Below are 6,026 nucleotides of genomic sequence, written 5' to 3' on the forward strand. Positions count from 1 at the left end.
CCTCGATGATCGGCACTCTGCCGGGTGTCCGGACGACGTCGGCGATGAAGGTGCGCGGTGCGGTGCGCGACGCCACGCTCGCCGCGTCGGTGCACAACAGCCAGCCGTGGCGGTTCGTCGTGGGTTCCGACTCGGTCGAGATCTGGCTGGAGGACGGACCGCGGCCCACGGTGATCGACCCTCTGGGGCGCTGGGCGCTGGCCTCGCTCGGTGCCGCAGCCGCGAACCTCGAGCTCGGGTTGCGCCGACGGCTCGAGCGTGAGGTACGGATCGAGCCCGTGAGCGGCGCGTGCGTCGCTGCGGCGGTCGGTCGACGTGATCGTGGCGTTGCGATGCCGTCCGGCCCAGCACATCGACCAGTGGTCGTGGCGACCTGGGGTCGGGACCGCGTGCCTGCGACGGCGCGCGAGCGCGAGCTGCACGCCGCCGTCGGTGCGCGACGCACAGTGCGGACACCGCTGTACGGCGAGCTCGACCCGCAGGTCTGGGAGTCGCTCGCGGCCGCGGTGCGCGGACGGGGATCGGTCGACCTCGCGGAGGCGGCGCAGGGCAACGGCCCGGCGCTCGCGGTCGGCGCGCGCGCTCTGCGACCCGATGCGGCCCGCTCCGCCGAGCTGCTCGCTCTCACCGCACAGGTTGATGCGCGCTGGTGCGACGACCCGGCGTACCTGGCGGAGATCGCGCGATGGGCGAAGGTGTCCGGCGGTCGCGGGATACCCACCGGTGCCTACGGTCGGCGCGACGCCTCGGGACGAGTCGCGGGCCGGGACTTCAGCGTTCGCGTGGACGGGTCTTCCGAACGGCTCGTCGATGACTACTTCGAGATCACGCCTCAGCTGCTCGTCGTCGTGACGGTCGGTGACTCGCCTGGTGAGCAGGTGCTCGCCGGAGCGGCCGTCCAGCGCGCGATGCTGGCGGCCACCGCCGCGGGACTGGGCATCGGGGTGCTCGGCCAGCTGGTGGAGGACGCCGATGCGCGTCGGCGCGCTGCCGATGCTCTGGGTCTCGGCGGAGGGGTGGTGCAGCAGGTGCTGCGTCTCGGACGACCGGCCGCCGACGACCCGCGTCCCGCGCGGACGCCACGCCGATCGGTGCGGCGCGTCGTCAGCTGACAGCGGTCCAGACCTCGGCCCGGCCCCGGAGCACCTCCGGAGTCGGGCCGACGTCCGTCCGTGAGTGTCAGGCGATCGCCGCAGCTGCAGTGACCGGACGCGACGCGGCGTGCTGGACCTGCTGGACCGCGGCCGCGACCGCCGGCACGATCCGCGGGTCGAACACACTCGGCACCACGTAGTCCTCGGTCGGGCCGTCCTGCGCGACGACGTCGGCGAGCGCATGTGCTGCGGCCACGCGCATCTGCGGCAGCACCGTGCGCGCACGGGCGTCCAGCAGCCCGCGGAAGAACCCCGGGAAGATCAACGTGTTGTTGATCTGGTTCGGGTAGTCGCTGCGACCCGTGCCGAGGATCCGCACGTTCGGTGGCACAGCCTCGGGCATGATCTCGGGGACCGGGTTCGCCATCGGGAACACGATGGCGTCCGGACCCATCGAGCGCAGCCACTCGGGGCGGACCGCGTCGGGACCGCTCACGCCGACGAAGACGTCGGCACCGCGCAGCGCGGACTCGACGCCGCCCGTGCGGCGCTCGGGGTTCGTGTGCTCGGCGATCCATCGGCGTTCCGGGTCCAGGTCCGCCATCCGCGGGTGCAGGATCCCGGCCTTGTCGACCGCGAGGATGTCGCTCACACCGGCGTCGAGCAGCAGACGCGTGATGGCGACACCGGCCGCCCCGACGCCCAGCACGACAACACGCAGGTCGTCCAGGCGTCGCCCGATGACCCTCGCCGAGTTGATCAGGGCCGCGAGCACGACAGTGGCCGTGCCGTGCTGGTCGTCGTGGAAGACGGGGATGTCGACGAGGTCCTGCAACCGGCGCTCGACCTCGAAGCAGCGCGGTGCGCTGATGTCCTCGAGGTTGATGCCGCCGAAGCCGGGTGCGATCATCACCCCGAGCGCGACCAGCTCCTCGATCGTGTGGGCGTTCGCGCAGATCGGGTACGCGTCGATCCCCGCGAACTGCTTGAACAGCATCGCCTTGCCTTCCATGACCGGAAGGGCAGCACACGGTCCGAGGTCGCCCAGCCCGAGCACGGCCGAGCCGTCCGTCAGCACCGCGACCGAGTTGCGCTTGATCGTCAGGTCCCATACCAGCTCCGGCTCCTGGGCGATCGCTGACGAGATCCGGCCGACCCCAGGGGTGTAGGCGATCGAGAGGTCCTCGCGTGCGTCGAGTGCGAAGCGCGGCGTGATCTCGATCTTTCCGCCCTGGTGGAGCGCGAACGTACGGTCGGTGACCGACGCGACCGTCGTGCCGGCGACCGTGCGGGCCGCCGCCATGACCTGCGTGCCGTGGGCCTCGTCGCGGCAGAAGACCTGGATGTCCCGGACGAGCGTGTGCCGCCCGCGGGAGACGACGTCGACGCTCCCGATGTTCGCACCGGCGGCACCGAGCACGGTCGTCAGTCGGCCGAGCGTGCCGGGGCTGCTGCTGAGCTCGACTCGCAGCGTGAGGGTGTAGGCGGCGGACGGGGTGGCCAGGACGGTCATGGTGATCCTCGGGGCGAGGGGCTCGGCGTCGTTGCCGAGGACGGCGTGCCGCCATCTGCTCCGTTCTAGCTCGCGCCAGGTGCGCGGTCACGCTTGCGTACACAACGGTCGCGACGTCGTGCGCAGCGGAGCGGAGCGTGAAGGTGGGCCCGTGGCGACCGTTGTGTACGCAACCGTGACGTGCGACACCCCGGGCACTAGACACATCTCGACGGCCTTGCCGTCGATGGCAACGACGCCGTGCTCATCCCCGGAGGACCCATGTCGACGACGACTGCACCACGCCCCACAGCTCTGCCCGAGGCCACCACACCCGTTGAGGATCGACGTGTGGTCGATCGACTCGGTGGGGTGGCGGTCGTCGTCCCCGTGCTGCTGACCGCGCTGGTGCTGGTCGCGGGCGCGCTCGGCAGGATCCCGGAGAACATGATCGGCGGACTGGCCGTGATCACGGGCCTGGGGATGCTGCTCGGTCCTCTCGGCAACCGGCTGCCCGGCGTCTCCCGGGTCGGTGGCGGGGCCCTGGTCTGTCTGATGGTGCCGTCGCTGCTCGTGTATCTCGGGTTCTTCAGCGAGAACACCCTCGCGGCGACCAGTGCGTTGATGAAGCAGGCGAACTTCCTCTACTTCGTGATCTGCACGCTCGTGGTCGGCAGCATCTTCGGCATGCGCCGCTCGATGATGCTGTCGGGGCTGGCGAGGATCTTCGCGCCGCTGCTGGTGGGCACGCTCGCCTCTGTCGGAGTCGGCATCGGGGTCGCGATGCTGTTCGGCTACAGCTTCCACCGTGCGCTGTTCTATCTCGTCGTGCCGATCATCGGAGGTGGCATCGGCGAGGGGATCCTGCCGCTGTCGGCCGCGTACTCGGGTGCCCTCGGCGGATCGGCCGAGACGTACGTCGCGGAACTCATCCCAGCCGCGGTCATCGGCAACATCGTGGCGATCATCCTGGCCGGCGCGCTGCGTCGGCTCGGTGAGCGGCGACCACAGCTCGACGGTGGCGGGATGCTGGTGCGGCCCCGGCCCGCGTCCGACCGGCCGGCCGCAGCGACCGTTCAGGCGCAGGCAGCCGCGGGCGCCGCAGGCTCTGTGGCCACCGTGCGCGGCGAGCACGCCGGCCCGACGTCGTCGGCCCCGACGGCCTACGGGATGGGTGTGCTCGTCATCTGCTCGATGTTCGTGCTCGGCACCCTAGCGGAGCCGCTCGTGCACCTGCCCGCCCCGGTCCTGGTCATCGTCTTCTCGGTGATCCTGAAGGTTGCAGGCCTCGTGCCGGAGAGCGTCGAGGACTCGGCGCGGGCCGTGTACTCGATCATCTGCGGGCACTTCATCTACCCGCTCATGATCGGCCTCGGGATGCTGTACGTGCCGCTGGACAACGTGCTGAAGGTCCTCGGCCTGGGGTATGTGGTGACGTGCGCGGCGGTGGTCCTGACCATGGCGGGCGCCGGATTCCTCGTCGGGCGCGCGATCGGCATGTTCCCGATCGACGCCGCACTCGTGACCGTGTGCCACAGCGGGCTCGGCGGGACCGGCGACGTCGCGATCCTGTCGGCGTCGCAGCGCATGGTGCTCATGCCGTTCGCGCAGATCTCGACCCGCATCGGAGGGGTCACCACCGTCGTGGCGGCGGCCTCGCTCATCCGGCTCATCAGCTGAGCGAGCCAGAACGGGCGTCGTGGTGGCCCGGGTCAGCCGACGATGGGATGCTCCGAACGGTGCGCGTCGGTCGTGTCGGTCACGTCGATCGCGTCGAGGGCCTCGATCGTGAGGTCGCGACCGAGCTGGATCATGTCGGCCGCCAGGTGGAAGTCCATCGTCCGGCACGCGTCGCTCGGTACGGTGACCAGCACGTCGGGCGGGTAGCCGGAGAGCCGGTACCTGGTCAGGACGCTCTGCATCGCCTCGAGCGACAGGTTCATGACGTCGACCGTCCGCAGGCCGGGCGGGAACGGGGGCACGAGGTCCACAGGTTCGATCGGTGGCATGACGACGGGTGGCGAGCCGTGCCCGGGGACCCGATGGCCCGCCTGGAACCGCGGCAGCTCGAACTCGCGGACCTGGCCGACGGTGCGCCGGACCAGGCCCAGCAGCTCCTCGGCCGGGCGGAGCGCCGCGTACTCGTGGCCCGGGCTGCGGGTCCGTTCGCCGCCGAGCGACACCGCCACGGTGAGGTCGGCGTGCGCCGCCGTGAGGGCCGCGACGGGGACGGGGTTGATCATGCCGCCGTCGGCGAGCAGGCGACCGTCGATCATCACGGGGGTGAAGAAGCCCGGCAGCGCGATCGACGCCCGGATGGCAGCGTCCATGCGTCCCTGCTGGAACCAGACCTCCCTGCGCGCAAGCAGGTCGGTCGCCACTGCGGTGAAGGGGATCGCCAGGTTCTCGATCAGCGCGGTGCCCAGCAGCTCGCTGACCCGAGCCAGGATCTTGTCCCCGCGGATCGCGCCGGGACCCTTGATCGAGAGGTCCAGCAGGCGCAGGACGTCGCGCTGGGTGACGGTGCGGGCCCAGTCGGTGTACGGGCCGAGGGTGCCCGCGGCGTGGAGACCTCCCACCAGGGCCCCCATGGAGGAACCCGCGACGCTGACGATCTCGTAGCCGCGCTCCTCCAGGACGGCTATGACGCCGATGTGGGCGTGCCCGCGCGCACCACCGCTGCCGAGGGCGAGGGCGACGCGCTTTCCGGGTGCCACGACATCGACACTACGACCCCACGGCAACCGAGGTGTGGGTTCCGGTCGCTCCCCGGTCGGTGCCCCGAATCACTCACGATCGGCCCCGCGTGGCCGACGGGAAGAACGGTCCACTCACGCAGGTCTCCAGGGAGCACTCATGGCCGGCTCGACACAGCGCGGCTCGCAGCCGACGACGACTTCTCCGAGCAGCGGCGGGTTCGTCGGCTGGCTCTCGGACGTCTCCTTCCTGACGAAGCTCATGCTGACGGTCGGCTGGTCCATCGTGCCGCTGGTCGTCGTGGCCGTGCGGGCTGGGCTCGACGCGGTCACGACCAGCGTCGCGGTGCTCGGCGTCGTCATGCCGATCAGCGTGGGCCTCTGGATGGCCGGACGGGTCAGCCGCTCGCTGGCGCGCGTCCAGTACGTCGCCGAGGGGTTGGCGTCGGGCGACCTGACCCGGAGCACGGGCCTGGACCGCAACGACGAGATCGGCCAGGCGGCTGCGTCGATCGACCGCGCCACGGCCGCGCTGCGCGACACGATGACGGTCCTCAGGCAGACCGCGCAGGGCATGGCGTCCACCTCGCAGGACATGTCGGTGTCGAGCTCGCAGGTGTCGGCGGGCTCGCAGGAGACGAGTGTGCAGGCGGGGGTGGTGGCGGCTGCGGCGGAGCAGGTGTCGCGCAATGTGCAGACGGTGGCGGCGGGGGCGGAGCAGATGGGTGCCTCGATCCGGGAGAT

General features: G+C 71.2%; 5 protein-coding genes. 3 read left to right on the forward strand and 2 right to left on the reverse strand.

All coding sequences use genetic code 11. The annotated features are described in order from the left end of the window. Positions 1 to 5: 5 nt before the first annotated feature. Positions 6 to 1,112: a hypothetical protein gene (locus tag VFW79_RS06010; protein WP_329676409.1), complete on the forward strand. Its 1,107-nt coding sequence runs from the start codon at positions 6 to 8 to the stop codon at positions 1,110 to 1,112. Between the two features lie 67 nt (positions 1,113 to 1,179). On the opposite strand, the gene VFW79_RS06015 is transcribed toward VFW79_RS06010, so the two are convergent. Beyond that, positions 1,180 to 2,607 carry an NAD-dependent malic enzyme gene (locus tag VFW79_RS06015; RefSeq protein ID WP_329676410.1) on the reverse strand — a complete coding sequence of 476 codons (1,428 nt, stop codon included), beginning with the start codon at positions 2,605 to 2,607 and terminating at the stop codon, positions 1,180 to 1,182. A gap of 330 nt (positions 2,608 to 2,937) precedes the next feature. Here VFW79_RS06015 and VFW79_RS06020 point away from each other — a divergent pair, with 330 nt between their 5' ends. Beyond that, positions 2,938 to 4,266: a 2-hydroxycarboxylate transporter family protein gene (locus VFW79_RS06020; RefSeq protein WP_329676411.1), complete on the forward strand. Its 1,329-nt coding sequence runs from the start codon at positions 2,938 to 2,940 to the stop codon at positions 4,264 to 4,266. 32 nt (positions 4,267 to 4,298) lie between these two features. Here the strand turns inward: VFW79_RS06020 and VFW79_RS06025 are convergent, their stop codons facing one another. Next, positions 4,299 to 5,303 carry a patatin-like phospholipase family protein gene (locus VFW79_RS06025; protein WP_329676412.1) on the reverse strand — a complete coding sequence of 335 codons (1,005 nt, stop codon included), beginning with the start codon at positions 5,301 to 5,303 and terminating at the stop codon, positions 4,299 to 4,301. A gap of 139 nt (positions 5,304 to 5,442) precedes the next feature. On the opposite strand from VFW79_RS06025, the gene VFW79_RS06030 reads away from it, so the two are divergent. Next, on the forward strand, positions 5,443 to 6,026 hold a 584-nt coding region (locus VFW79_RS06030; RefSeq protein ID WP_329676413.1), incomplete at its 3' end, for a methyl-accepting chemotaxis protein.

The organism is Cellulomonas sp., from assembly GCF_036279715.1.
GTDB lineage: Bacteria > Actinomycetota > Actinomycetes > Actinomycetales > Cellulomonadaceae > Cellulomonas_A.